The following is a 24593-nucleotide window of genomic DNA, read 5'->3' on the forward strand; positions in this document are numbered from 1 at the left end:
CCTAATTCATAAAACGCCAAACGGGCCGAAAGCAGCTGCTTTCGGCCCGTTTGGCGTTTACGGTGGTGGCAATGCCAGCCCTATTCTTTCGGCCCGCCACTCACGCGGGCTATTTCAAAGTCTATGAAGTTCAGCAAGCCCACTAGCTCGTCGGGGGCGCCATGCTCCACCTGCACGGTTTTGGCTTTGCGGCCGGCGCGGCTGATGGTCAAGATGGTAGAGGGCATATCGGTAGCGCCGTTCACGTACTGCGGAGCCATTTTACTGAAACCTATTTCGTCGACCTGACGCAGGATTTCAGCTACCGTAGCGGCCGGAATGCGCAGCTCGTGGGTGCCTTCCTTGGCTACGTTACGGTTGCCCACGTAGCGCACCCGGCCATCGGCCCAAATGGTGGCCTCATAATCGGGGCAGGGACCCAGGCAAGGCGTTTTGCGAAACACAATAACCGGTTCGTTGGAAACAGCTTCGCCTGCGGTTTCCAGGTTGGTGTTTTCTTCGGCCCGTACGCGGCCGGTGCGCATCGGTTTAATACCGCCGGTTACAAACGTCGCTGGCTGGGGCGAAGTATCCACCGCGCCGCCCATGGTCTGCTCGGCGTTCTTGATTACCTGGTCGCCTTTGATAACCTCCTTTACTCGGGGCGGTTCGGGCTTGTGCCCACCGGTTTCGTACTTCACTTCGCCGGATGAAGTACCCATTCCGCTACCGTTAGCTGGCTGGCCGTTGGTCCCGCTGGGGCCTTCGGCCGGGGTTTCCTGCTTTACCACCCGCACCGTACGCACCGGTGGCTCCGGTTTGTGCCCACCCGTTTCGTAGGTATCCTTGGGGGGCTTAATGCCGCCGGTGGGGTTTTGCCGAATGGGCGGCTCCGGCTTGTGTCCGCCGGTCTCGTAGGTATCCTTAGGAGGCTTTACGCCCCCGGTTTCCAGCGTGGGGTTTTGTTTGATGCCGCCAGTAGGGTTTTGCCGAATGGGCGGCTCGGGTTTGTGTCCACCCGTTTCGTAAACCGGTGGCTTGGTGGGGCCCGAGCCGGTGGGCGTTTCGGTGGGGAGCCGGGTACCGCCGTTGCCGGTGGGCGTACCCGACGGCGGACGGACGCCGCCCGTGCCCGTGGGCGCCTGACGAATGGGGCCGGAGGGCCCGTTACCAGGGCCTTGCTGCCAGCCGCCGTTGCCGGAGGTCCAGTCGCCACCGTAGCTGGGGCGCGGGCGGCGGGGCCCGTCGCCGGTAACGTAATAGTTCACGGTACAGGCCGAGAGCGAAGCGCCAAGCAGCGCGGCAGTCAGCAGAGAGGGTAAGTTTAGTCGCATGGCCGTAGGGAGAGAAGAGTCTGGCTCAGCAATTTCCAAAAAGCGGACCAATACCGCGAAAAGCAAATATTCTAGAACCAAAAAGCCTCCCGATGCGTGCACCGGGAGGCTTTAACTTACTGATCTTCAGACAAAAATTTATTTTTTCTTGGACTTCGGCTTAGCATCGGGTTGCTTCTTGGCTTCTACCTCGCGTTCCTGGGCCGCTTTCATGGCTTCGGCGAGGCGGGCCTGGAAACCGCCGGGTTTCTTGTCCTTGTTTTTCTCTTTGTTGGCCTGCAGCTGGGCGTGCAGCTTGTCTTCGTCGACGAAGGTGCGGGTAATGGCCTGCTGGGCAAAGGTCACGATGTTCGAGACGAAGTAGTACCAGGTCAGACCAGCCGGGTAATCGTTCAGCACGAAGAAGAAAATCAGCGGCATGAGGTAGCTGTAGAACTTCATCGGGCCCTGCATGGCGGCCGGGTTCATTTGGTTGCTCTGCCAGGTCATGAGCAGCGTGGAGGCCGTCATGAGCACCGTCATCAGGCTGATGTGGCTGCCCAGATACGGCACCGCAAACGGCAGGTGAATGGGCGAATCGTAGGTGCTCAGGTCTTTCGCCCACAGAAACGACTCGCCGCGCAGCTCAATGGCATTCGGGAAGAACTGGAACAAAGCCAGCAGCACCGGAATGGTAGCCAACATGGGAATACAGCCGGCCAGGGGGCTGGAGCCGGTGCTTTGGTAGAGCTTCATGGTTTCGCTCTGCACCTTCATCTGGTCGTCGCCGTACTTTTCCTTGATGGCATCTACCTCAGGTTTCAGCACCCGCATTTTGGCCTGGGCGAGGTACGATTTGTACACCAGCGGCCAGAACAGCAGCTTAATGAGGATTACCAGAATAACGATGATAATACCGTACGAGCTGATGAACTGCTCCAGAAACGAGAAGACCGGAATAACCAGAAACTGGTTTACGTAGCGGAACACGCCCCAGCCCAGGAACACGTTGCGTTCAAAGTTGGGCGCTACGTTCTTCAGCACCGAGAATTTGTTCGGGCCGAAGTAGTACTGCATCTGCATGCCGGTGGCCGATTGCGCTTCGGCCGTTGGGATTTGCACGGTGCTTTGCAGGGTCTTGATGAACGTGCTGTCTTCCAGACTTACGTTCGAGTTGAACTTGCCCTTGGTGAATTCCTTGCCGGCAATGAGGCCGGCCGTAAAGAAGTCGTGCTTGTGGCCAACCCATTTCACGGCGCCGGGCGCAATCTGCTCCTCGGGTTTGTCGCTGGCTTCGGCAATCGAGCCCAGGTCGTCCTCGGCTAGGTAATAGTTAATGGTCGAATGGTCGCGGTTCTGCTTGAAGCTCTGCTCGGTCTGGCGCACGCGGTCCAGCCAGTTCAAGGTGAGCGGCTCCTGGCCATTTACCAAGCCACTGAGGCCCACCAGCTTCAGGTTGTAGTCGATCTGGTAGCTGTTATCGAGCAGCGTGTAGGTCTGCTGGATTTGCTGACCGGGGGCCAGCTCGGCGGTGAAAGCCACACGCTGACCTTTCTTCTCGCCTTCGGCGACCGGCTGCACGCCCGACGAACGGAAGTTCAGGTCGGAGAGCTTCACCCGGCGACCGTCCTGCGCGGGCAGCAGCACATCGATGTGGCCGCTTTGCTTATCGAGCAGGTAAAACGGCTGGCCGAAAAACGTCTTCTCCTTGTTCAGCAACACCGCTTCGGGGCGGCCGCCGCGCGAAGACAGCGTAACGGTCAGGTTGTCGTTGCGCAGCTGCACGGTTTCGGCGGTGCCCTGGGCCGCGGCGGCAAACGCGCCCAGGTTGCGGGCCTGGGTGGCCGAATCGAGCGGAGCGGGCGTGGCCGCAGCGGCCGGCTTGGTAGCGGCAGCCGTGGTGGCGGGCTTAGCGGCTTGCTCTTTGGGCGGCTCCGGCTTAAAGAAAAACAGGTACGCCAGCAGCAGCGCCGAAATGAGCATTAGGCCCGTGGCCTGGTTCTTATCCATGAATGGATGGGTATTGAGTAAAAGGCAGTTAGAACCGCTCAGCGGATCGGCGCTGCCAAAACGAGGCGCAAAAGTACGTGGCAATCAGCCAACTGCCTACAACCGTTTTGAAGAGGCCTGAGGTTCCGCCTGTTACAACAACCGGGCGCACTCGGGTGGGTCTGTCAAATTGGCCGGGGCCGCGTTGTGCCTCCCCCACCCGGCCCCTACACCGCCGTTAGCTGTTTGTGGTGCTGAATAGCCGCCCGCACGAAGCGCACGAACAGCGGATGCGGGTTCTGCACGGTGCTTTTTAGCTCGGGGTGAAACTGGCCGGCCACAAACCACGGGTGGTTGGTCAGCTCAATCATTTCCACCAGGCCGGTGTCGGGGTTCACGCCCGAGGCCAGCATGCCGGCGTCCTCGAACTGCTTCAGGAACTCGTTGTTGAACTCGTAGCGGTGGCGGTGGCGCTCCTCAATGTGGTTGCGGCCGTAGGCTTTGGCCGCCTTGGAGCCCTTGCGCAGCTCGCAGGCGTAGGCCCCCAGGCGCATGGTGCCGCCCTTTTGGGTAATGCCCTTCTGCTCGGCCATCAGCCCAATAACCGGGTGCGGCGTTTGCGGGTCCATTTCGGTGGAGTTAGCGCCCTCCATGTGCAGCACGTTGCGGGCAAATTCCACCACGGCGCACTGCATGCCCAGGCAAATACCGAAGAAAGGAACGCCCTCTTCGCGCACGTACCGGATGGCGGCCAGCTTGCCCTCGAAGCCCCGCTCGCCGAAGCCGGGCGCTACCAGCACGCCATCGACGCCGTGCAGCAGCTGCCCCACATTTTCGGGCGAAATATGCTCCGACTGTATCATGCGCACCGACACCTTACACTCGTTCTGGGCCCCGGCATGTACGAAAGCTTCCAGAATGGACTTGTAGGCGTCGGGCAGCTCCACGTACTTGCCCACCAGGGCCACGGTCACTTCCTCGGTGGGGTTTTTCAGGCGGCCGAGGAAATCCTTCCAGGTTTCCAGGTCGGGAGCTGTACCGCCGCCGGTAAGCTTCATTTTCTTGATAACCCGCTCGTCCAAATGCTCTTTGAGCATGAGCAGCGGCACCGAGTAAATGCTGTCGGCATCGAGCGCCTCGATAACCGAATTCACCTTCACGTTGCAGAACAGCGCGATTTTGCGGCGCATATCGGCTGGGATGGGGTGCTCGGAGCGGCACACCAGAATGTCGGGCTGCAGGCCGGCCTCGCGCAGGTCGCGCACCGAGTGCTGGGTGGGCTTGGTTTTGAGTTCCTTGGCGGCGGCCAGGTAGGGCAGCAGCGTGAGGTGAATCACGAGCGAGTCATTCGGCGGCAGTTCCCAGCGCAGCTGGCGCACGGCCTCCACAAAGGGCAGGCTCTCGATGTCGCCAATACAGCCGCCGATTTCGGTGATGACCACGTCGAACTCGTCGTTCTGGCCCAGCAGCAGCATGCGCCGCTTGATTTCGTCGGTGATGTGGGGCACCACCTGCACCGTTTTGCCGAGGTAGGCGCCCTCGCGCTCCTTCCGAATCACGGCATCGTAGATGCGGCCGGTGGTTACGTTGTTGGCCTGCGAGGTGGGCACGTTCAGGAACCGCTCGTAGTGGCCCAGGTCGAGGTCGGTTTCGGCGCCGTCGTCGGTTACATAACACTCGCCGTGCTCGTAGGGATTGAGCGTGCCAGGGTCGATGTTGATGTAGGGGTCGAACTTCTGGATGGTGACCCGGAAGCCGCGGGCTTGCAAGAGCTTGGCCAGGGAGGCCGAAATGATGCCCTTGCCCAGCGAGGAGGTAACTCCGCCGGTAACAAAAATGAACTTGGCCGTTGCAGCCGGGGGGGTGAGGTTTCGGTCTGGCATAACGGGAAACAAAGGTAGGAGAAAAGGCGGGGGCGCCCGCTCCTTTTTCTGTTGCCCCGCAGGTTTTGGTAGTGCCGTTGCGTGGCTTGACGCTACGCAGGTTGCTGGGTAGCAGTAGCGACAATACAGCCAACGGTAGCTAGATTGCCGCTACTCACTTGCATACTAAGGACGGATTGTCGCTACTCCGCGCAGCTTATTGAGTAGCGACAATACGGATGTTACCAGTAATTGTATGACGACACGAACATTAATAATCATATCGACATTGACTGTTTTGTTTTTCAGTTCTTGCAAGTCGACACCAGACTTGACAGAGGACGAAGTTTATACTATCATAAACGAAATTATTGCAGACGACAGTTTATACATAGATAGAGTGTGCTGGAAATTTCAAGACTTGCAATTGACTGACGAATACAAGAAAGAATTCACACAAGACGACATTTCATTTATTACTGGACAAAGTTCGCAATTCAAGAACTTAAAGGTAAAACCCAATAAATTAAAGTGGTATAAAAGACGCAGCAAGACATTTGAATTTACAACAGTTGACACAGTTTGCGACCAAGGAATTTTACACCATATTTCTTTCCCTCTTATTTCAGCGGACAGACAAAAAGTAATAATAGAATTTCAAGAAGACTGCAATTGTATGTTAGGTGGACAAGGTGGTAAAGACTTATACGAGAAACAAAATGGACATTGGGTTCGGACAAAAGGGTTTGACCATTGGATAAGCGAAAACAAAAAATGGAAAGACGAAAAACAACTACTGGTAACAGCACATTTGCAATAGGCGGGGTTTCGTTCTCCGCAGAAAGTTTTGTGGTTACAGAAAGTTTTTATCTTCGAATAAAGTTTTGTGGTGAAAAGCCCGCCCATCGCAAATCTGCAAACCGTTAGCGGTAATTATAATGAAACTTCAACCTTGTATATTTTTATCTATGGCTTTAGGCGTTTTTAGTTGCAATTATAAAAGTAACTCGACGGACAATCCCAAGCCCAAAATGAAAATCCTATTTGAGGTTATACCAGAAGACTATGAAAGAAACTTGTATTCTGTCGAGTGGAAAGATACTTTAGGGCAATCAGAAGGTTATCAGAAAAGCAACCTAATCAAGCGACCCAAAGAAGTTTGGTGTGTGATAACCAATGACCGTAAAGACACCTTAGGTTATTATCAAGGACTTAGCACGGCACAGACATTCGCGAGCTTTCAATCCAAGGACACAATTGTGACTTTAAATTTTATGACTGGATTGAATTTCTTTACAGACAAATTTGCCAACGAACAAAGTATGGTAGACTATGAGAAAACAGCCCGTGACTATTCAATGGATAATAAATTACCAATCCATTTTGAACCGATTCAAATAAATTTAAAGAGTGACTTGCGAAAAAAAATTGACATAGAACTTAAAGAGAAATAACTACCGCTAACATTGCATTGGCAATATGGCGGGGTGAAGAATATATTCTCAGCTTTTTGTTCGCTTTTGAGCTTTGGTTTCGGCAGACAGATAACGCTGAGCATTAGAATAAACAATGAGCTTCTGTATCTTTAATCAGCAGCGGCAACCGGCTGACTGAATACAGAATACCGCCACATCGCCAATGCTTCAACGTTAGGCATAATAGTAAGACACCCGAAATTATGAGAGATATTCTAAATCAACTTGAACATTTAATGTATGGATATAATTATCAAGTGACATTTGGAATTGACATTTTTGAAAATTGTACCAACCTTGACGAATTTCAAATCAACCTGAAAAAAAGATTTCCTGACTCTAGACCAGAAATTGCAAATCTTATTCCGTTTAATGTTGAAGAATTCTGGGACGAAATAAATTTTGGTCTAAGCTACAGAGGCGACAGCACCGCTGGTTTGACACTGGACGAAAAGAAAAATGAGAAGTTGGAAAAATTACAACTTGCTTACAAAGACTTTCTTAGACAATTCATCAATGAAAATACAAAAATCTTTAGCTACCCTGACGAAGAAGGAATACCAGGCTATCCTGTATATTGGGATTATAGATTTGTAATGCAAACTGACAACGACAAATGCTTATTTATTTATGGTTCATCCTCAGACTGACAGAACCACTATGCCTAACAGCACATTTGCAATAGGCGGGGTTTTGTGCTCCGCAGACAGTTTAGTGGTAGCCGAAAGTTTTGTGCTCCGTATCAACATTAGTGGTAAAAAGCCCGCCCATCGCAAATCTGCCAAACGCTATCCGCTACTTTTGATAATAATGCAATGGCGCGAGTTCTTCGCAGCGTAACTCGTGCCTATTCTCTGATACTGTTCCAACGGCAACCAGACACCGTGCCGCACAAGTGCCATCGTTTGAGCCGGCCATAAGAGCCGCACGGCCTGACACGAGTAACATTATGCCCGTGCCACGCTCTACTAAACCATTTACAGATTACCATTCCGTTTTGTAGACTACCCCGTTTGCACAGCAATCAAAGTCTACACATATTGTAGACTTCACGAAAGCATCAGCAAAATAAGTCTACACTGTGCCGCGCCCTCCCCTATCCTCCGATACCGCCGTAGCGGCCCTGCGGGACTACTTTGGCTTCACGCAGCTTGACGTAGCCGCTTGGCTGGGTGTCAGCAAAGCCCAGGCCGGCCACCTGGAAACCGGCCGGCGCGGCCTCAGCGAAGCCGCCGCCAAAGCCCTGGCCCCGCTGCTGCGGCACTTGCCACCGGCCCAGCCCGCCGCCTCGCCCCCGCCCGCCGCCGCCGGGCCCGCGCTGGCTCTGGCACCGCCCGAGGCCGCCCCGCTCGCGGCCCGCCTCGACTATTGCCAGCACCACGCCCGCCGCCTGCGCCGCGCCTTGCGCCCCCTGCAAGCCCAGGCCACCCTGGCCGCCCGTTGGGCCGCGCTGCTACCGGCCATCCGGGCCGAGCTACCGCCCGACCCCGGCCCCGCCGCCGCGCCCAACCCGGCCACCCACTGGCCGGCGTGGCTCAGCTGGCAGCGCCACCGCTGGCTAGCCCAGCGCCCCACCGCCCTGCCGCCCCACCTGAGCGCCCGTTACCACCTGCTGCGCCTGCAAGCCGAAGCCCTGGAAACCGAAGCCGCCGCGTTGCGGGCCCTGCTGCCGCCCACGGCCTCTTGAAGCGGGCGGGCAGCGAGCCGAGCCCGTGAGGCCGCTCCTGCTCCGCCATCCCCGCCTCGCAAAAAAGGTGCGGCGGGCAGCACGGCGCATAATATTCATTCTATCCTATACGTTCTGGGTCCACTCTTTATTATCCACCATTTATCCCCGTTTGTCCATCATGGCATACGACGTTAACACCCTCAAAGACCGGGCGCAGTGCCTGGAAGCCAAAGCCAGTCTGGAAGCCGAAATCGACGGCTACCAGAACCGCGACCAGAACCTGGCCTACCAGGACCGCCGCGAAGACCGCGCCGGCGCCTCGGCCGCCTCGCGCCTGGCCACGGCCACCGACCGCGTGAATTACCTCACCGAGCAGCTGGCCCGCCCCGACCTCGCGGCCGCCGACCGGCAGCGCTACGACGACCAGCTGCTGACGGCCAATTACCAGAAAGCCCGCCTGACCAACCGCACGGCCAACAGCGGCGGCACCGCCGCCTTCCTGGCCGACGTGGACGCCGACCAGGTCGACGCGCAAGTGGCGCTGCTCACCGGAGCCATTGCCGCGGTGCAAGCCCGCCACGACGCGTTGCCGGCTTAGGCACCGTTGACTTGCCTGCACAGAGCCCCCGGCCATGGCGGCCGGGGGCTCTTTTTTGTTGGTGAATACACGGGAGAACGGCATCGGTCACTCCGCACGGCACCAGCTCTACACCAAGCGGCCTTGCGTTGCCCTTGGCTGCTGTGCTACCCGTTGTTCCACGGCTGGTGGATGTGCAGTGCACAGCCGGCAAGACTGCCGCATCAACGGGCTCGTGCGCAGCACCGCATAGCCTGCGCCAACAGCTAACCCGGCGGCAGGAGTTGTTTACCGCGGTTTTAAACTATGATTTTGTTTATAATTTATTTAATAGTTATTTCACGCCATGCAATTGAAAACTGCATACACCACACCCATATATGGTGGTGGCATCCCACTCTTCCTTTTACCCTGCCGCCTATGAAACTCGCTACGCTACTCCTGTTACTACTTTTCTCGGCCACCACGCTACCGGCCAGAGCGGCATTATCCGACGATACCACCAAGCCCAATCCCAAAAAAGAGACCAAGGAACAGAAAGAGGTTAAGCCTGAGAAAACACGCGTCCGGCTGTTTGCACCCCGTAAAAAAGAGCTGTCTTACGTTCGGGCCATGCGACGCAACGAAGTGCTGCGCTAGCGGCTTCGGGCATAACAGAGCCAGTTTTTCAGGCGGTGCCGTAGCAACGTTTCCCGCATTGAACACTGGCTTAAGCGCCGCACAATCACGCAAGGGTCCAATAACTACAGAAGCCCCCGGTCGCAGTGACCGGGGGCTTCTGTGTGAGGGAGCCAAAGTAAGACCAGATGCTTACCGCTTACGGGCTAACCAGGTTAATGCTGACGTTGAAGTACGGCGCGTTGGCCAGGTCGTTGGTAAACCGCTCCGGGTCGTCGCCGGTCGGGTTCTGGTTGTCGAAGGCATTGAAGCGCCAGTTGTAGCGCAGGCCGGCCTGGGCCGACAGCCACACGAAACCTGCCAGCTGCCGCTCGTAGGTAATGCGGGGCTTTAGCTCGCCGCGGCGCAGGTACAAATCGCGCCCGTTCACGGCCCCGAGGTAGTAGGCGTTGCCCTCAATCTCGTAGCCCAGCATCAATAGCGACGTGGTGCCAAAGCTGCGGCGCAGGTTCACGCGGGCCGGAAAGATGGCCTCCACGCCCCATTTCGGGCTGAAAGTGCGGTTGTAGAATACCACCGGAATGTGCAGCAGCTGGCCGGCGCGGTAGGTGCGCGTTACGCCCAGGCCCCACATGAAATTGTCGGAACGCTTCCAGCCGAAAATACCCGTGCCGCTGTAGGTCACGGCTTTGCCGCTCACGTCGTCGAGGTTGCGGTAGTTGCCGTTGAGGTCGGCGTTGGCCTGCACAATCAGGAAGTGCTTCTCGTTAAAGGGCTTGAAGGCGGTGGCGTTAAAGCCCGTGGAGCGCAACCCCCGGTTGAGGGCTCGGAACTGCGCCGACCGCTCGGGGTTGGCAATCCGGACGCCGGTGTTCCAGTACGTGAGGCCGAGGTTCAGAATGAAGTTAGAGCGCGAAATAACCGGTGCATTCACGCCCAGGCGCACCCCGCCGAAGCGGTTTACCGGCTGCGTAATGGCGGTGGCCGGCGCCGGATCGGCAACCCCGGTATGGGGGCCGGTGGAGGTAATATCGAACGACGGCTGGAACTCGTAGCCCACCGAAATCAGCTTGGTGGGGCTTAGGTAAAGCACCTTCTGGGTGGCGTAAGCCTGTGCCTTTTTGTCGTCGGCGTCGCCGAACTCGCCGAAGTCCAGGGAATCGGCGGGCGTGGTTTGAGCCAATGCCGGTACTGACGCGGTTAACGCCAGGGCCAGCGCGAGGAGGGGAAATACAGGTTTGTTCATGCGCGGCCTAGCCCTTCTTTACCTGCCGTTTCCATACATCGGTGCGGCCGAAGAGCGACACGCCGATGAAGCCCCGCACTTCGAGGGTATTGGCATCGATGAGCTTCATTTCGCAGGAGTAGTCGTTGCCCGTTTTGGGGTCGTACACGTTGCCCGAGTCCCAGGTGTTTTCGCCGGCATACACAAAGTCGCGCAGGTTTTCGAGGCCTTTCAGGGGGCGTTTGCGCAGCTTTTCTTCGGGGTTGTTCACATCGGTGCGGGGAGTGCCGTCGGGGTTGTTCGCCACTTTTAGCCACACCACCCGGCCGTAGTACTTGTCGCCCTTTTTGTAAATCTGGACCATGCCGGTGCCTTCACCATTTTTCCAGACGCCCAGCACGTCGTCGGGGTTCTTGGCCAGCGCCCAAGAGAGGGTGGTGCCCAACAGCAGGGCGACCAGCAAGATGTGTTTCAACCAGTTCATGGATTCACTTTTTGAGTGGGGATTTGGCATAAAACTATTCCAATAAGCCCTCAAATAAAAGTATTGCTATCATAAATTTTGACTGAGCTATGATTCCCGCGCTTTTCCAGAAGCCGCGAAGCCGGAGGTTTTCACATGCGTTACTCGGCCGGCGCGCCGTAGCTTAGGCGTCTGATGCGTCGCCTGTTTCTCATAGTTGCCGGTTTGGCCCTGCGCGCAGCCGTTGCCACGGCCCAAACCACCCCGCCTACCGCGCCTCCTCCCCTGCCCGCCGCGCCCACCGATTGGCTGCTGCGCGAGCTGGAGGCTTCGCCCGTGCTGCGCCAGCACCACGCTGGCCTGCAGCTCACCGATGTGGCCACCGGCCAAAACCTGCTGAGCTGGCACGCCGAGCAGTATTTCACGCCGGCCAGCACCCACAAGCTGCTCACGCTTTACGCGGCCCTGCGCATGCTGCCCGATTCGGTACCCAGTCTGCACTACCTCATCCGCGGCGACACGCTGCTGGTGCGCGGTACCGGCGACCCTACCCTGCTCCACGGCGACGTGCCTTCGGCCCGGGCTTATACCTTTATGCAGCGCTGGCCGGGGCCGCTGGTGCTCTGCTCCACGCCGTACGCCGAGCCGGTTTTTGGTCCCGGCTGGACCTGGGACGATTTCCCCTACTACTTCCAGCCCGAGCGCGGCACCTTCCCCATTTACGGCCACACCGTGCGCTTTTACGCCCGCCAGCCCGGCCGCGCCCCGGTAGTACAGCCCCGCACTTTCCGGCCCTTAGTGCAGGCCGCGCCACCCGGCGCCACCAGCCCCGACCACGTACGGCGCGAAGTGGAAGCCAACCGCTACACGTGGTTTCCTTCCCCAAAAGCCTGGGTTGATGAAAGCCCGTTCCGCACCAGCCCCGAGCTGCTGCTCGCGCTGCTGCGCGACACCCTGCACCGCGACGTGCAGCCCGGCCGCTGGCAATTGCGGCCCGGTGAGCAGCCGCGCACCCTCCACGGCCTGCCCATCGATTCGCTGCTGCGCCGCACCATTCGCGTGAGCGACAACCTGCTGGCCGAACAGCTGCTGCTGCTCTGCTCGGCTCAGCTCGGCCACGATTCGCTTAGTGCGGGCCGCGTTATCCGGCACGTGCGCCGCCAAGGCTGGCTGCGCGGCCTGCCCGACTCCACAGCATGGGTGGACGGCTCGGGCCTGTCGCGCCTGAACCTGACTACGCCGCGCAACCAAGTGGCACTGCTGCTCAAGCTGCATCAACTGGTGCCCGAGCCGCGGTTGCTGAGCCTGCTGGCGGCTGGTGGCGGGCAAGGCACGTTGCGGCGCGCGTTTCGGCCGCTCGATAAAAAGCCGTGGCTGTGGGGCAAAACCGGCACGCTCTCGAACAACCACAACCTGTGCGGCTTCGTGCGCACCAAGGCGGGTCACCTGCTGGCGTTCAGCTTTATGAACAACAACCACTTGGCCGAAAGCCCCGTCATTAGGCGCGAAATGGAACGGCTGCTAACACTGGTGCGGGAACAGTTGTAGGCGTTGGAAACCGTGCGGCAGCGTCTCGTTCTGGGAATACCCGGGTCTTGCTCATTTCAAGCTTGGGCTGGCTGGCGCGCAAAATGTTCCACGCACAATTAATTACTAATCAGTCGTTTTCAACACACACACCCGAAGGTTCCACAAAAAAAGTAGGCGTTTTCCCGCCGCTTTCCCCTATTTTTGGTTTCCAGTCGGCCCTAATTTGGCCGGCGGGTTCCCGAGCGAGTATGTCTGAGAAGCACGAAGAGAAAACCTCCCCGACGCCGTTGCCGAAGCGCCGCGTGGGTGGCCTGGGTCGCGGGTTGAATGCCCTCATCGAAGGAAGCTACGAGAAGAAGGGCGAACGGCTGGTGCCGCACCCCGTCAACTCGGTGGGTTTGATTCCGGTGGAGCAAATTGAAGCCAACCCCTACCAGCCCCGTACCCATTTCGACCAGGATGCCCTGCAGGAACTGGCCGAGAGCATCCGGATTCAGGGCATTATTCAGCCCGTAACGCTGCGCCAGGTGGGCCCAGCCGCCTACCAGCTGATTTCGGGGGAACGGCGTTTGCAGGCCTCCAAGCTGGCCGGCCTGGAAACCATTCCGGCTTACATCCGCAAAGCCGACGACCAGCAAATGCTGGAAATGGCGCTGATTGAGAACATTCAGCGCGAAAACCTGAACGCCATTGAAATTGCCCTTAGCTACCAGCGTTTGGTGAGCGAGTGTAATTTGAAGCAGGAAGAGTTGGGCGACCGGGTAGGCAAAAACCGCTCGACGGTAACCAACTACCTGCGCCTGCTGAAGCTGCCGCCCGCCATCCAGATTGGCCTGCGCGACTCGCTGATTTCCATGGGCCACGCCCGCGCTCTGCTGAGCGTGGAAGACGGCGGCCACCAGCTGAACCTGTTTGAGCGCATTGTGGCCGAGGACATGTCGGTGCGGCGCGTGGAGCAGTTGGTACGCCAAGGCGTGGCACCGGCCGCCAAGCCCGCGGCCGGCAACCAGCCCCAGGACGAGCAGCTGCCCGTGCCGCCGGCCGAAATCAAGCGGGCCGAGCGCCACTTGTCCGACCGGTTTGGCTCGCGCGTGCAAGTGAAGCCCACGGCTCAGGGACGCGGCGAAATCCGCATTGCCTTTGACTCGGCCGAGGATATGCACCGCATCCTGAACATACTGCAGCCGGCTTAGTCCGTGTTGGGGTAGCCTATGAGCAACGTTCGTTTCGTAAGCCTTGCCCTGCATCGGGCGGCCCCACTGCTGGTAGCGGTGGGGCTGCTGCTTTTCCCGGCCGGCGCATTGCAGGCCCAAACCGTTACCGCCGGGCCCGACTCGGTGCAGGTAGCCGCAGCCGCTGCAGCCAAAACCGATTCGTTGCGGCGCACGGAACGCCTGTTCGGCTTTCGCATGACGCGGCCGGCCAAATCGGCCACCTTATCCCTGCTGTTGCCCGGCGCCGGCCAGATTTACAACCGCAAGTACTGGAAGTTGCCGCTGGTGTACGGTGCTTTAGGCGCTACCATTTACGGCGAGCTGTTTTACCTCGACCTTTATAAGGAATTCAGGGCGGGGTACCTGATTCGGCTGGACCGGCAGCAAGCGGAGAAACGGATTCCCGTTGACCAAGCCGCAGTAGCTTCTTTCATTGACCGGGGCGAACGTTCCGGCAATCCGGCGCTGTATCCTCAAACGCCCGAAGGCGACAGGCGCCAGCAAACACAATTCAGCCGCTACCGCAACCGGCGCGACGTGTTTGTAGCCTACGTTGCCGTGGCGTACGGCATGCAGGTGGTGGATGCGCTGGTAGACGGCCACCTGCACGATTTCGACGTGGGTGACAACCTCAGCCTGCGTTACTCGCCCCAGCTAATGCTGCCCGGCATGGGCGCTCCGCCCACCCTGGGCATGGCTTTTACCCTCACGCTGCACTCGCCAGCAGCCCCGGCCCTGCGCCGGTAATTTCTGACGTTTTTCCTCGCTATGAAGATTTTGCTGATCGGATACGGTAAAATGGGCCGTACCATCGAAGCCCAGGCCCTGAGCCGCGGCCACCAGATTGCCGGTATCATCGACCCCTCTCACCCCGACGTACAGCTCACCGATTTTGGTCCGCAGAACGCCGATGTGGCCATAGAGTTTACCCACCCCGATGCGGCTTTTGCCAACGTAACGGCCTGCCTGCGCCAGGGGCTGCCGGTGGTATGCGGCTCCACGGGCTGGCTGCACCGCTTTCCCGAAGCCCGCGAGCTGTGTCAGGAAACCGGCGGCTCGTTGTTTTACGCCTCGAATTACAGTGTAGGCGTGAATCTGTTCTTTCACTTCAACGAGTACATCGCAGCCAAAATGCACCAGTTTGGGGGCTACGATGTGCAGGTGCGCGAAATTCACCACGTTCACAAGGTGGACCAGCCCAGTGGCACGGCCCTCACCGTGGCCGATGGCATTTTGCGCCACTACCCCAACAAAAAGACCTGGCGCAACGACATGGCGCAGTCGGAGCAGGAACTGGCTATTATCTCCGAGCGGTCGGGCGAGGTTGTGGGCACCCACATCGTTACCTACACCTCGGCGGCCGACAACCTGGAGCTCAAGCACGAGGCGTTGTCACGCGAGGGGTTCGGGCACGGCGCCGTGCTGGCCGCCGAATGGCTGCCCAGCCACAAGGGCGTGTTTGGCATGAAAGACCTGCTGGGCCTGTAATTTTGGGTGATGCGTGCGCAGTGAGCGAGCAGGGCCGGTTTACATTTTCCGACGCCTGTGCGTTGAAATTCAGTTCGACCCCGTATCCTTGCTGCCTACTTACCAGTGGTGGCCTGGGCCATGAAAGCCGCTCATTTTCTCCTGCGTGACGCGTCACCCGTCACCTCATTACCTCACTACCGCCGATGGCAGTTACTTTCTGGAAGAAAAAACAAGCTGACCAACCACCCAAGCCCAAGAGCTTTTGGCGCGAGTGGGGCGACGCTATTCTGTTTGCGGTGGTGGCCGCCACGCTCATTCGCTGGGCCACGTTTGAAGCGTACACCATTCCCACGCCCTCCATGGAGCATTCCTTGCTGGTGGGCGACTACCTATTCGTGAGCAAGTTGCATTACGGCCCGCGTACGCCCCAAACCCCGCTGCAAGTGCCGCTTACCCACCAAACCATGTGGGGCACTAACATAGCCAGCTACTCCGACGCCATTCAGCTGCCGTCGTACCGTTTGCCTGGCTTTTCGGAGGTAAAGCGCAACGACGTGGTGGTGTTTAACGTGCCCTTCGAGAGCCAGCACCCCGCCGATTTGCGCACGAACTACATCAAGCGCTGCGTGGCCGTGGCTGGCGACGTGCTGGAAGTACGCAACCAGCAGGTGTACGTGAATGGTCAAGTGAACCCCACGCCGCCCGAGTCGCAAACCCGTTACTACCTGGACGTGCCTCAGCCCAACGACGAGCTGAAGACGGCCTTTAAACAGTACAACGTGGTGAGCTACGGCGAGGCCGAAGGCTTGCCCACACCCAACCCCAATTTCCCCTCCCCCACCTACGTGGTGGACATGACGGCTACCGCGGCGGCCTTCTTCAAGCAGCAGCCCTACGTGCGTACCCTGGTTCGGGAGGACTCGGAGCCCGGTAAAGCCGAGCTGGACGTATTCCCCAACAACCCCGATTACCCGCACAGCAACCCCACCAACGTGGTAAACTGGAACCGCGACAATTACGGCCCGCTGCAGCTACCCAAGAAAGGCCAGACGGTGCAACTCACACCGCAAAACGTGCCCATCTACCAGAAAATCATCCAGCGCTACGAGCACAACGAGGGCATTACGGTACAGGGCAACCAGATTCTACAGAACGGCAAGCCGCTCACCAGCTATACCTTCAAGCAGAACTACTACTTCATGATGGGCGACAACCGCCACGACTCTCTGGACTCGCGCTACTGGGGTTTCGTACCCGAAGACCACATTGTGGGCAAAGCAGTGCTCATCTGGATGTCGGTGGACCCGAACGCGTCGTTCCTGAGCAAAATCCGCTGGAACCGCCTGTTCCACACCATCGACTAAGACCACGGATTTTTCGGATTCGACGGATTGAACGGATTTTGTGGACGCCCACGTGGTGCCACCGCTCTAGGCGGTGGCACCACTTTTTTTTAAGCCACCGGTACCCCAAGGTCACCCCACGCCCACTCCGCGCCGCGCAAACCCACGCCAGCTACAAAAACCGGGTAAGCCGTCGAATCCGAAAAATCCGTGATTACCAGTTGATGCCGGGCAGGCCGTGCTCCTGCAAATACGCGTTGGTTTTGCTGAACGGCCGTGAGCCGAAAAAGCCTTTATCGGCGGCGTAAGGCGAGGGGTGCGCGGCTTTCAGAATCAGGTGCTTGCGCTGGTCAATCAGCTCGGCTTTTTTCTGGGCATAAGCGCCCCAGAGGATGAATACTACATGCTCTTTTTCCTCCGAAATTTTTCGGATGACAGCATCGGTAAATTCTTCCCAGCCCTTTTTCTGGTGCGAGCCAGGCGTAGCAGCCCGGACCGTGAGCGTGGCATTCAATAGTAGCACCCCCTGCTGGGCCCACCGGTCGAGGTTGCCGTCGGGTGGGCGGGGCGTGCCCAGGTCGCTTTCCAGCTCCTTGAATACGTTGATAAGCGAAGGGGGGCTGCGCACCCCGTGTTGCACCGAAAACGCAAGGCCGTGAGCCTGGCCGCGGCCGTGGTAGGGGTCCTGGCCCAGGATAACCACTTTCACCTGCTCGAAGGGGCAGGCGTCGAAAGCGTGAAAAATCTGGGTGCCGGCCGGGTACACCGTTTGGGTGGCGTACTCTTCCTTCACAAACGCAATAAGCTGCTGAAAGTAGGGCTTTTCGAACTCGGGCTGCAACACCTTGCGCCAGCTTTCTTCTATCTTTACCGACATACCTGCGTGGTTTTTGGAGGTCGTGAAACAAGGGCTAAACGTAGCCCGCTAGCGTACGTAAACCAAAACCCAAAGGCTACTGTTAGCCTCAGAGTACTTTCCTTCCCCGCCGCTACTTCCAGCCGTCATGAATTCGACCACCACGCAAGGCGTTACGGTCAGCGTTTCGACCAGCTATTTGCCCGACTACTCCAGCCCCCAGCAGGAGCATTTCGTTTTCGCCTATAAAATTGACATTCGCAACCACAGCGAGTACACCGTGAAGCTGTTACGCCGCCACTGGCACATTCACGACGCCAACGGCGTGGTGCGCGAGGTAGAAGGCGAAGGCGTGGTAGGCCAGCAACCCACCCTGGAGCCCGGCGACGCCCACCAGTACGTATCGGGCTGTAACCTGAAAACGGGCATCGGCAAGATGCGCGGCACCTACCTGATGGAGCGCGTGGTGGACGGTCGCACTTTTGAGGTCAACATTCCGGAGTTTACCCTGGTAGTGCCTTTCCGGCTGAATTAGCCCCTGCTTTTTTAACGCGCAACGCCCGCCCAAAGAATTACTTCGGGCGGGCGTTGCGCGTAGTGGCACCTGCATTGCCTGGCTTCGTGCGTACCTTGCCAGCCAGTTCCCACCCGTTTTTTGTTACCTCCTTGCTTCAACAGGCACTGCGCTTTGTTCGGTTCTGGCTTCGGTCGGGGAATGCACACGGGCTGCATTCCCCGTTTGTTTTTGGCCTCTATACCGATGTGGTACTGCACACCGGTACCTATTACGCCTTTGCCGCCGTGGAGCAGCGCCGCCACGCCCTGCGCCAGGACCGGCGACGCCTGCGCATTACCGATTTCGGTGCCGGCTCGCAAACAGGCGCCGGCAACGAGCGGGAAATCCGCGCCGTGGCCCGTTCTGCTGCTAAACCGGCCCGGCTGGCGCAGCTATTGTTTCGGTTGGTAAACCGCTTCCAACCCACCACTATTCTGGAGTTGGGTACATCGTTGGGCCTTACCACGGCTTATTTAGCCGCGGCATCGTCTAAAGCCCGGGTGTTTACGCTGGAAGGCTGCCCGCAAACGGCCGCCATAGCGCGCGAAACCTTGCAGCACATGCAGCTCAGCAACGTGCACCTCACCGAGGGTAACTTCGATGAGACGCTGCCGCAAGTACTGCAAGAGCTGCCCGGCAAGCTCGATTTTGCTTTCTTCGACGGCAACCACCGCTACGAACCCACGGTGCGCTATTTCGAGCAGTGCCTCCCCTACCGCACCGATGATTCCCTGTTCATCTTCGATGACATTCACTGGTCGGGGGAAATGGAGCAGGCTTGGGCCACTATTAAAGCTCACCCCGAGGTGCGGCTGACCATCGACTTGTTCTTTATCGGCCTGGTGTTCTTCCGCAAAAGCCAGCCCAAACAGCATTTCACCTTGCGCATTGAAGCCCGCGGTTTGGGCGTGTAGCATTAGGCCCGTTTGCTTAAACACACGTCATCCTGAGCGCAGCGAAGGACCTTATCACGCATGAACAAGTTGTTCTTCTGTGATAAGGTCCTTCGCTGCGCTCAGGATGACGGCTAATTGCTAAACTAACGGCTACTACTACCGCACGGCCTCACGTACCCGCGTCAGCTTTTCGAGCAGGGTTTGCAGCCGGTCCAGCTGCAACATGTTGGCGCCGTCGGATAAGGCCGTGGCGGGCGTGGGGTGCGTTTCGATGAACAGGCCGTCGGCGCCCACGGCAATGGCGGCTTTGGCAATGGTTTCGATGAGCTGGGGCTGCCCGCCGGTTACGCCGCTGCTTTGGTTGGGCTGCTGCAGGGAGTGCGTCACATCCATCACCACGGGCACGCCGAAAGCGCGCATGGTGGGCAGGTTGCGAAAGTCAACGACCAGATCGGAGTAGCCGAAAGAGTTGCCGCGGTCGGTGAGAATGACGTGCGGGTTGCCCGACTGCTGCACCTTGTCCACGGCAAACTGCATGGACTCACCCGAGAGAAACTGGCCCTTCTTCACGTTCACCACCTTGCCGGTTTGGGCGGCGGCCACCAGCAATTCGGTTTGGCGACACAGGAAGGCGGGAATCTGCAGTACGTCCACGTATTCGGCAGCCAAAGCCGCTTCGCTCGATTCGTGGATGTCGGTTACCGTGGGCACGCCTATTTCGCGGCCTACCTTCTGCAGGATGCGCAGGGCGGTTTCATCGCCGATGCCGGTGAAGGAATCCAGGCGGCTGCGGTTGGCTTTGCGGTACGAACCTTTAAAGATGTAGGGGATTTGCAGCCGGTCGCAGATGGTGCGCACCTGCTCGGCAATGCGCAGGGCCATGTCTTCGCCTTCGATAACGCAAGGGCCAGCCATCAGAAAGAACTGGCCGGAGTTAGCGTGGCGGAAATTGGGCAATGCGGTGGTGAGGTTTTCTAGCATGACGGGGCGCCGGTTGGCGGTGAACAACGAAAGGCCAAGCGTGGCTATTAAAGGGATTTGCGCTGCAAACAAATAAACAGCTCCCGGTCTTGGCGGGGCTTTATGGAATTATGGGCCGTGTCGAAATGCACGAAATCAAAGTACGGCTCAAAGTAGGCCCGGTACTCCTCGCGGGTGCCGCCAAAGGGCGGCTCCTGGGGGTTACCGAAACTTGTTTCGAACAACAAGCCCACCAGCTTACTGCCGGGCCGAAGCAAATGAGCGCACTGCTGGGCATAAGCGGGGCGCTGACTGGGATTGAGGGCGCAGAAGAAGGTTTGCTCCACGATGAGGTCGTAGGCCGGCTCCATGGCAAAGAAATCCTGCAGCAGTAGATGCTCCGCAGGAAAATCGGGCACGCGCTGTTGCAGGGCAGTTAAGGCCTCGGGAGCAATGTCGGAAACGACCACATTGGGCCACCCTTGGCGGTGCAGCCACTCGGCTTCGTAGGCCCTGCCGGCACCGGGAATCAGGATGCGACGTTGGTCAGGCTCACCGAGTTGCGCGAAGTACGCGCGCAGCGGTTCCGTGATGGTGCCCACGTCCCAAGCGTCGCGGCCGGCGTGGTAGCGGGCAGTCCAGTAAGCGGCATCGAAGGGTATAGAATCCATACAGAAAGCGGTGCAAGCAGGCAGCAAAAAGTTGCCCGGGGATAATATCCGTCTATTTTTGCCGTAAAGGTAACGTCGTGGCCGTACCAGAAGCGGCCCGGCTTCAATTCACTTTTCCCCGTTGCAATGGAACAAGAGCAGGCCCCCGAACGCCGCAATAACAACCGCGTCTTGCTGATAGTAGCGCTGTTTCTCGTGCTGCTGGGCATCAACGGCATTCTGTTTTACATGAACCAACAGAAAGCCAAGCAGAACGAGCAACTCACCACCGACATTAAGGCCAAAGACGTTAAGCTTGAAGAGCAAATCAAGCAATACGAAACCCTGAAAGGCGATTTTGAGCGTCAAAGCCAGGAACTGCAGGGCATGGGCCTAGCCAACGACTCGCTCGAAGCCAAGATTGCCAGCATTAACGCCGATTTGTTAAAGCTGCGCTCCTTCCGCGCCGGCTCGTTCTCCATTGCCGATCAGAAACGCTTTCAGCAGCGCGCTTCGAACTTTGAGCGGCAACTGCGCCAGAAAGACGAGGAAATTGCGCAGCTGAAGAAAGACAACGAAACGCTCTTCACCGAGACGCAAACCCTGAAGGACCGTCAGAACCGCCTCAGCGACACGCTGACGACCGTAGCCCGCTCGAACCAGGAACTGAGCGAGAAAGTAGCCATTGCCTCGCGCCTGCAGGCCGAGAACATTCGCATTGCCGTTATCAACCGCCGCAATAAGGAGGATGACGACGACGACAACGAGTTCCGCGCCAGAAAGGTGGACAAGGTTAAAGTAACCTTCAACCTGAGCCGCAACGACGTAGCGCCCAAGGAAACCAAGCAGATTGTGATGCGCCTGCTGGAGCCCGATGGCTCGGCCCTCTACAACTTGAGCACCGGCGGTGGCACGTTTATCAGCGAAGGCAACGAAGCCTTTTACACCGCCAAGCAGGAGGTGGTGTTCGACAACACCCGCCAGCCCGTGCAGTTTGTGTACGCCAAAGGCGCCGAGTACAAGCCCGGTGCACATACCGTGGAACTGTACGCCGATGGCTACATGATCGGTAAAACCAGCTTTACCCTGAAATAGCCGACCGTTCTGGAGGCCAACGGCCTCCGCAAAAAAGCCCCGCCAGATAAATCTGGCGGGGCTTTTTATTTGGGCTCGACTTGCTAGGCCGGTTGCTTATGGGCTTTGCTCAGGCTGGCTTCGAACTCCTCCAGCTTGCGAATGGTAGCCCCAATATTCTCGGTGAAGATGGTAATAACCGAGCCTTCCCGGGCCGTTTGCAGCACGTGGTCGATGGCATCCATTTCCCGCTCGATATAGGTGATGGGCAGGTCGGGCTTGTCGGCGGTAAGCCCAGCGCGCATCAGGCGTTCAATTTCCTCGGCGGTTTTGCCGCGTAGGTCTTTATCCTGGCGCAGTATCACTTCGTCGAAAATGCGACCGGCTTCGCGGGCAAAGGCCAAGGTGTCCTCGTCGCGCCGGTCACCTAAGCCCGATACGATACCCACCTTGTGCGTGGCGGGCGTGGCATCGAGGAACTCACCGAATTTCTGGATGCCGTGGGTGTTATGGGCGTAATCGACGATGACCTCGAAGTCGGGAAACTTGAAGAGGTTCATGCGGCCGGGCGTTTTGGCTGCCGAGGGCACGTAGGTGCGTAACGCCGTTTTGATGTCGTCCTTGTCGAAGCCGTAGCAGTAGCAAGCCAGGGCCGCCGCCAGCACGTTTTCGATGTTGAAACGTGCCCGTCCGCCAAAGGTCACCGGCATTTCGGCAGCCCGGTCGATGCGCAACTTGTAGCTGTTCTTGAAAATAGTGACGTAGCCATCCTCGTATACGGCGGCTACCCCACCCTGCTCCACGTGTTCCTGAATGCGCGGGCTGTTTTCGTCCATGCTGAACAGGGCCACGCGGCAGTCCACGGTGTGGCGCATTTCGTAAGTCAGGTCGTTATCGGCGTTGAGCACGGCCCAGCCGCTTTTGCGAACCGTGCGGGGCAGCACACCCTTCACTTGGGCCATTTCCTCCACGGTGTGAATGTCGCGCAGGCCCAGGTGGTCGGCGGCTACGTTGGTTACCACGGCCACGTCGCAGGAATGAAAGCCGAGGCCCGAGCGCAGCAAACCACCACGGGCTACTTCAAGCACGGCAAAGTTCACGGTCGGGTCTTTCAGCACAAACTCCGCCGACACCATGCCGGTGCAGTCGCCTGCTTCCAACTGCTTGCCTTGAATGTAAATGCCGTTGGTGCTGGTGTTGCCCACTTTGTAGCCTTTGGCAGCCACAATGTGCGCCAGCAGGCCGGTGGTCGTGGTTTTACCGTTCGTGCCCGTTACGGCAAAAATGGGGATTCGGGCCGGGCAGTTGTCGGGGAACAGCATATCCACCACCGGCGCGGCCACGTTACGCGGCAGGCCATCGGCAGGCGAAATGTGCATGCGGAAACCCGGCGCCGCATTTACCTCAATTACGGCCCCACGGGCCTCATTCAGCGGAATGGCAATGTCGGTAGTCAATACATCGATGCCGCAGATGTCGAGCCCGATGATGCCGGCCACGCGCTCGGCCATAAGCACGTTATAGGGGTCCACCAAATCGGTTACATCGGTAGCCGTGCCGCCGGTGCTGATGTTGGCGGTGCTCTTCAGGTAGAGAATTTCGCCTTCGGGCAGCACCGATTTTGGCGTTAGCTCCCGGGCTTTCAGGATTTGGTTGGTGTGCTTGTCAATTTTGATTTGGGTAAGCACTTTTTCGTGGCCCACACCACGGCGCGGGTCCTCGTTTACCTTGTCGATTAGCTGCTGAATGGTGCTTACGCCGTCGCCGGTTACGGCAGCCGGGGTGCGCTTGGCGGCCGCTACCAGCTTGCCGTTAATTACCAACAGGCGGAAGTCGAAGCCCTCGATGAACTGCTCTACAATAACTGCCCGCGAATACTCCTGCGCGGCCTTCAAGCCAGCTAAGGCCTCTTTCCAGCTGTTCAGGTTAATGCCCGCGCCCTTGCCGTGGTTGCCATCCAGCGGCTTGGTCACGATGGGGAAACCCAGTTCTTCTATGGCTTCGCGGAGTTCCTCGGGGCTGTATACCGTAGTGCCTTTGGGCACGGGCACGCCGGCGTTGGCCAGCATGGCTTTCGTGCGGTTTTTGTTACCGGCTATTTCCACCCCGGCGTGCGAGGTGTAGCTGGTGGTGGTAGCCCAAATGCGCTTCTGGTTAACGCCATACCCCAGTTGGATGACGTTGCTGTTCTTCAGTTGGATGTAGGGAATACCGCGGGAAGCCGCCTCCGCCACAATGCTGTACGTGCTCGGGCCAATGAACTCCTGTTCCCGAATATCGTGCAGCTTGTCTACCGTGCCTTTAAGGTCGTATTTCTGTTTGGCAACCAGCGCATTCAGTAGCTCAACGGCCGATTCTACGGCTACGCGGCCGGCCCGTTCCTCCTGGTACTCCAGCAGCACCATCTCGTGGTTGGGCTCGTGGGCGGGCATGGATTTACCCCAGCGCACCGGCATGCCGGCCATGCGCTGCAGTTCCACGGCTACGTGCTGAATTACGTGGCCCCATGGTTCGCCGTCGGTAAGCTGCTCCTCCGTAAGCGGCGGACGTTTGGCCGTTTCGCGGGGGTCTTTGCTGCGGGGTTGGGCCAGCGTGGGCATCAGCTTCAGCAAGCGCCCGGCCAGTCCCGGCACGGAATTGCTCCAGGTATCGGCCAGATCTTCCAGGTTCACTTTCGCCACGATCAGCTTGGGATGCTTCACGGACCAGTAACTGGGCCCACGCATGGTGCGGAGGTCGATAATTTGCATAAAACAGGAAGTTGAGAGAAGGAGTATCTGGCCGCTTGTACGCGTAGTTTAAATGTAGGGATATTGTCCGGTTGGGCACGAATTATAGCTATTACCCAGCGCCGGCGTAGTAGGTATTGATACC

The 24593-nt window shown here is 58.3% G+C and carries 23 protein-coding genes; 14 read left to right on the forward strand and 9 right to left on the reverse strand.

Annotated features, from left to right (window positions below; genetic code table 11):
• Positions 1–80 precede the first annotated feature (80 nt).
• The 3 genes from ABD903_RS03440 to pyrG all read right to left on the reverse strand — a co-directional run bounded on the left by ABD903_RS03440 (position 81) and on the right by pyrG (position 5164).
• Positions 81–1313 (reverse strand): DUF6438 domain-containing protein, encoded by a 1233-nt coding sequence (locus ABD903_RS03440; RefSeq protein ID WP_345221427.1) that lies wholly within the window; start codon positions 1311–1313, stop codon positions 81–83.
• Between the two features lie 138 nt (positions 1314–1451).
• Positions 1452–3302 (reverse strand): membrane protein insertase YidC, encoded by a 1851-nt coding sequence (gene yidC / locus ABD903_RS03445; RefSeq protein ID WP_345221429.1) that lies wholly within the window; start codon positions 3300–3302, stop codon positions 1452–1454.
• A gap of 206 nt (positions 3303–3508) precedes the next feature.
• A complete protein-coding gene (pyrG, locus tag ABD903_RS03450) occupies positions 3509–5164 on the reverse strand; it encodes a CTP synthase (protein ID WP_345221430.1) in 1656 nt (551 codons plus the stop codon).
• A gap of 235 nt (positions 5165–5399) precedes the next feature.
• On the opposite strand from pyrG, the gene ABD903_RS03455 reads away from it, so the two are divergent.
• The 6 genes from ABD903_RS03455 (at position 5400) to ABD903_RS03480 (ending at position 9503) form a co-directional block, all read left to right on the forward strand.
• Positions 5400–5963, forward strand: coding sequence for a hypothetical protein (locus ABD903_RS03455; protein ID WP_345221432.1), 564 nt, complete (start codon positions 5400–5402; stop codon positions 5961–5963).
• A 148-nt stretch (positions 5964–6111) separates the two neighbouring features.
• Entirely contained in the window at positions 6112–6597 is a 486-nt protein-coding gene (locus ABD903_RS03460; RefSeq protein ID WP_345221434.1) for a hypothetical protein, read from the forward strand.
• A gap of 224 nt (positions 6598–6821) precedes the next feature.
• A complete protein-coding gene (locus ABD903_RS03465; protein ID WP_345221435.1) occupies positions 6822–7268 on the forward strand; it encodes a hypothetical protein in 447 nt (148 codons plus the stop codon).
• A 431-nt stretch (positions 7269–7699) separates the two neighbouring features.
• Complete coding sequence (locus tag ABD903_RS03470) at positions 7700–8305, forward strand: helix-turn-helix domain-containing protein (protein WP_345221437.1); 606 nt, start codon at positions 7700–7702, stop codon at positions 8303–8305.
• A gap of 160 nt (positions 8306–8465) precedes the next feature.
• Positions 8466–8885, forward strand: a complete 420-nt coding sequence (locus ABD903_RS03475; RefSeq protein ID WP_345221439.1) for a hypothetical protein — start codon at positions 8466–8468, stop codon at positions 8883–8885.
• A gap of 399 nt (positions 8886–9284) precedes the next feature.
• Positions 9285–9503, forward strand: coding sequence for a hypothetical protein (locus tag ABD903_RS03480; protein ID WP_345221441.1), 219 nt, complete (start codon positions 9285–9287; stop codon positions 9501–9503).
• A gap of 178 nt (positions 9504–9681) precedes the next feature.
• Here ABD903_RS03480 and ABD903_RS03485 read toward each other — a convergent pair whose 3' ends face one another.
• Together ABD903_RS03485 and ABD903_RS03490 are read right to left on the reverse strand one after the other, a co-directional pair.
• Entirely contained in the window at positions 9682–10728 is a 1047-nt protein-coding gene (locus tag ABD903_RS03485) for a DUF6268 family outer membrane beta-barrel protein (RefSeq protein ID WP_345221443.1), read from the reverse strand.
• A gap of 7 nt (positions 10729–10735) precedes the next feature.
• Positions 10736–11191 (reverse strand): DUF2147 domain-containing protein, encoded by a 456-nt coding sequence (locus ABD903_RS03490; protein WP_345221445.1) that lies wholly within the window; start codon positions 11189–11191, stop codon positions 10736–10738.
• A 174-nt stretch (positions 11192–11365) separates the two neighbouring features.
• Between ABD903_RS03490 and ABD903_RS03495 the strand changes: the two genes are divergently transcribed.
• The 5 genes from ABD903_RS03495 (at position 11366) to lepB (ending at position 16748) form a co-directional block, all read left to right on the forward strand.
• The gene (locus ABD903_RS03495) at positions 11366–12718 is read left to right on the forward strand and encodes a D-alanyl-D-alanine carboxypeptidase (protein WP_345221447.1); all 1353 of its coding nucleotides are present in this window, start codon (positions 11366–11368) and stop codon (positions 12716–12718) included.
• A gap of 230 nt (positions 12719–12948) precedes the next feature.
• The gene (locus ABD903_RS03500; protein WP_345221449.1) at positions 12949–13893 is read left to right on the forward strand and encodes a ParB/RepB/Spo0J family partition protein; all 945 of its coding nucleotides are present in this window, start codon (positions 12949–12951) and stop codon (positions 13891–13893) included.
• Between the two features lie 18 nt (positions 13894–13911).
• Complete coding sequence (locus ABD903_RS03505; RefSeq protein WP_345221451.1) at positions 13912–14661, forward strand: DUF5683 domain-containing protein; 750 nt, start codon at positions 13912–13914, stop codon at positions 14659–14661.
• 21 nt (positions 14662–14682) lie between these two features.
• Complete coding sequence (gene dapB / locus ABD903_RS03510; RefSeq protein WP_345221453.1) at positions 14683–15402, forward strand: 4-hydroxy-tetrahydrodipicolinate reductase; 720 nt, start codon at positions 14683–14685, stop codon at positions 15400–15402.
• 185 nt (positions 15403–15587) lie between these two features.
• Positions 15588–16748: a signal peptidase I gene (lepB, locus tag ABD903_RS03515; protein WP_345221455.1), complete on the forward strand. Its 1161-nt coding sequence runs from the start codon at positions 15588–15590 to the stop codon at positions 16746–16748.
• A 193-nt stretch (positions 16749–16941) separates the two neighbouring features.
• On the opposite strand, the gene ABD903_RS03520 is transcribed toward lepB, so the two are convergent.
• Positions 16942–17604 carry a uracil-DNA glycosylase gene (locus ABD903_RS03520; protein ID WP_345221456.1) on the reverse strand — a complete coding sequence of 221 codons (663 nt, stop codon included), beginning with the start codon at positions 17602–17604 and terminating at the stop codon, positions 16942–16944.
• Between the two features lie 127 nt (positions 17605–17731).
• Here ABD903_RS03520 and apaG point away from each other — a divergent pair, with 127 nt between their 5' ends.
• Both apaG and ABD903_RS03530 read left to right on the forward strand, forming a co-directional pair.
• Positions 17732–18118, forward strand: a complete 387-nt coding sequence (gene apaG / locus ABD903_RS03525) for a Co2+/Mg2+ efflux protein ApaG (protein ID WP_345221458.1) — start codon at positions 17732–17734, stop codon at positions 18116–18118.
• Between the two features lie 227 nt (positions 18119–18345).
• Positions 18346–19053, forward strand: coding sequence for an O-methyltransferase (locus tag ABD903_RS03530; RefSeq protein WP_345221460.1), 708 nt, complete (start codon positions 18346–18348; stop codon positions 19051–19053).
• 138 nt (positions 19054–19191) lie between these two features.
• Here the strand turns inward: ABD903_RS03530 and kdsA are convergent, their stop codons facing one another.
• Together kdsA and ABD903_RS03540 are read right to left on the reverse strand one after the other, a co-directional pair.
• A complete protein-coding gene (kdsA, locus tag ABD903_RS03535) occupies positions 19192–20016 on the reverse strand; it encodes a 3-deoxy-8-phosphooctulonate synthase (RefSeq protein WP_345221462.1) in 825 nt (274 codons plus the stop codon).
• Between the two features lie 47 nt (positions 20017–20063).
• A complete protein-coding gene (locus tag ABD903_RS03540; RefSeq protein WP_345221464.1) occupies positions 20064–20666 on the reverse strand; it encodes a methyltransferase domain-containing protein in 603 nt (200 codons plus the stop codon).
• Between the two features lie 126 nt (positions 20667–20792).
• Between ABD903_RS03540 and ABD903_RS03545 the strand changes: the two genes are divergently transcribed.
• Entirely contained in the window at positions 20793–21740 is a 948-nt protein-coding gene (locus ABD903_RS03545) for a hypothetical protein (protein ID WP_345221465.1), read from the forward strand.
• 83 nt (positions 21741–21823) lie between these two features.
• On the opposite strand, the gene cphA is transcribed toward ABD903_RS03545, so the two are convergent.
• Positions 21824–24469, reverse strand: a complete 2646-nt coding sequence (gene cphA, locus ABD903_RS03550) for a cyanophycin synthetase (RefSeq protein WP_345221467.1) — start codon at positions 24467–24469, stop codon at positions 21824–21826.
• Positions 24470–24593: the final 124 nt, after the last annotated feature.

Source organism: Hymenobacter koreensis, assembly GCF_039541855.1.
GTDB classification, from domain to species: Bacteria; Bacteroidota; Bacteroidia; order Cytophagales; family Hymenobacteraceae; genus Solirubrum; species Solirubrum koreensis.

Coding starts and splice junctions, on each gene's coding strand:
- kdsA (WP_345221462.1), bottom strand. CDS start 20,016: ATGCTAGAAAACCTCACCACCGCATTGCCCAATTTCCGCCACGCTAAC.
- ABD903_RS03460 (WP_345221434.1), top strand. CDS start 6,112: ATGGCTTTAGGCGTTTTTAGTTGCAATTATAAAAGTAACTCGACGGAC.
- yidC (WP_345221429.1), bottom strand. CDS start 3,302: ATGGATAAGAACCAGGCCACGGGCCTAATGCTCATTTCGGCGCTGCTG.
- ABD903_RS03500 (WP_345221449.1), top strand. CDS start 12,949: ATGTCTGAGAAGCACGAAGAGAAAACCTCCCCGACGCCGTTGCCGAAG.
- ABD903_RS03465 (WP_345221435.1), top strand. CDS start 6,822: ATGAGAGATATTCTAAATCAACTTGAACATTTAATGTATGGATATAAT.
- ABD903_RS03455 (WP_345221432.1), top strand. CDS start 5,400: ATGACGACACGAACATTAATAATCATATCGACATTGACTGTTTTGTTT.
- lepB (WP_345221455.1), top strand. CDS start 15,588: ATGGCAGTTACTTTCTGGAAGAAAAAACAAGCTGACCAACCACCCAAG.
- ABD903_RS03485 (WP_345221443.1), bottom strand. CDS start 10,728: ATGAACAAACCTGTATTTCCCCTCCTCGCGCTGGCCCTGGCGTTAACC.
- ABD903_RS03495 (WP_345221447.1), top strand. CDS start 11,366: ATGCGTCGCCTGTTTCTCATAGTTGCCGGTTTGGCCCTGCGCGCAGCC.
- apaG (WP_345221458.1), top strand. CDS start 17,732: ATGAATTCGACCACCACGCAAGGCGTTACGGTCAGCGTTTCGACCAGC.
- ABD903_RS03490 (WP_345221445.1), bottom strand. CDS start 11,191: ATGAACTGGTTGAAACACATCTTGCTGGTCGCCCTGCTGTTGGGCACC.
- ABD903_RS03480 (WP_345221441.1), top strand. CDS start 9,285: ATGAAACTCGCTACGCTACTCCTGTTACTACTTTTCTCGGCCACCACG.
- ABD903_RS03540 (WP_345221464.1), bottom strand. CDS start 20,666: ATGGATTCTATACCCTTCGATGCCGCTTACTGGACTGCCCGCTACCAC.
- ABD903_RS03440 (WP_345221427.1), bottom strand. CDS start 1,313: ATGCGACTAAACTTACCCTCTCTGCTGACTGCCGCGCTGCTTGGCGCT.
- ABD903_RS03475 (WP_345221439.1), top strand. CDS start 8,466: ATGGCATACGACGTTAACACCCTCAAAGACCGGGCGCAGTGCCTGGAA.
- dapB (WP_345221453.1), top strand. CDS start 14,683: ATGAAGATTTTGCTGATCGGATACGGTAAAATGGGCCGTACCATCGAA.
- pyrG (WP_345221430.1), bottom strand. CDS start 5,164: ATGCCAGACCGAAACCTCACCCCCCCGGCTGCAACGGCCAAGTTCATT.
- ABD903_RS03520 (WP_345221456.1), bottom strand. CDS start 17,604: ATGTCGGTAAAGATAGAAGAAAGCTGGCGCAAGGTGTTGCAGCCCGAG.
- ABD903_RS03505 (WP_345221451.1), top strand. CDS start 13,912: ATGAGCAACGTTCGTTTCGTAAGCCTTGCCCTGCATCGGGCGGCCCCA.
- ABD903_RS03545 (WP_345221465.1), top strand. CDS start 20,793: ATGGAACAAGAGCAGGCCCCCGAACGCCGCAATAACAACCGCGTCTTG.
- cphA (WP_345221467.1), bottom strand. CDS start 24,469: ATGCAAATTATCGACCTCCGCACCATGCGTGGGCCCAGTTACTGGTCC.